Source organism: Shewanella sp. 10N.286.51.B2 (assembly GCF_041469265.1).
Classification (GTDB): Bacteria; Pseudomonadota; Gammaproteobacteria; order Enterobacterales; family Shewanellaceae; genus Shewanella.
Genome location: NZ_JBFRKH010000109.1, coordinates 1 through 1009 on the forward strand (window position 1 = coordinate 1; position 1009 = coordinate 1009).

General features: G+C 45.7%; 1 protein-coding gene. It reads right to left on the minus strand.

Annotated features, from left to right (window positions below):
* Positions 1-1009, minus strand: a 1009-nt coding sequence (locus tag AB4140_RS19540; protein WP_372002293.1) for a VCBS domain-containing protein, incomplete at both ends; no start/stop codon positions are given.

Genomic DNA, 1009 nt, shown 5'->3' on the forward strand with positions numbered 1-1009 from the left:
GTGTAGGTCCAGTGACCTAATTCATTGATTGATAAAGTGCCGAACTGACCTTGTAGTGAGGTGGCGGTAAATTGGCTTTGACCTGCATCGAGGTCCGTTACCGTCAGCGCACCATCGACGCGAAGCTGTCCACCATGAACGTCTTTATCTTCAGTTAAGTTGGCGGTTGAGGTGCCCGCAATCAAGGCTTTGTCGTCAGTACCATTGATGGTGACTGTAATTTTTTGCTCAGTGCCATCAACCGAATGAACTAATACTGTATCGGTAACGGTTCCACCCGTTTTAAGACCTTGAATACTCGGCTGCGAGTTATCGGCGGTATAGGTCCAGTGACCTAATTCATTGATTGATAGAGTACCAAACTGACCTTGTAGTGAGGTGGCTTGGAATTGGTTTTGTCCTGAATCGACATCAGTAACGGTTAACGTCCCGTCAACGCGGAGTTGTCCACCGTGAACGTCTTTATCTTCAGTTAGCTGTGCTGTTGAAGTACCCGCAATCACCGCTTTATCATCTGTGCCGTTAATGGTGACAGTGATTTTTTTCTCAGTGCCGTCAACCGAGTGAACTAATACTGTATCAGTAACTGACTCACCTGTTTTTAAACCTTGAATGGCTGTCTGAGAGTTATCGGCGGTATAGGTCCAGTGACCTAATTCATTGATTGATAGAGTACCAAACTGACCTTGTAGGCTTTCAGCGTTGAACTGCGCTTGATTGTTGTCTACATCTGTTACGGTTAACGTCCCGTCAACGCGGAGTTGTCCACCGTGTACGTCTTTATCTTCAGTTAGCTGTGCTGTTGAAGTACCCGCAATCACCGCTTTGTCATCAGTGCCGTTAATGGTCACAGTGATTTTTTGCTCTGTGCCATCAACGCTATGAACTAACACTGTATCAGTAACTGATTCACCTGTTTTAAGGCCTTGAATCGCTGTCTGAGAATTGTCAGCGGTGTAGGTCCAGTGACCTAATTCATTGATTGATAGAGTACCAAACTGACCTTGTA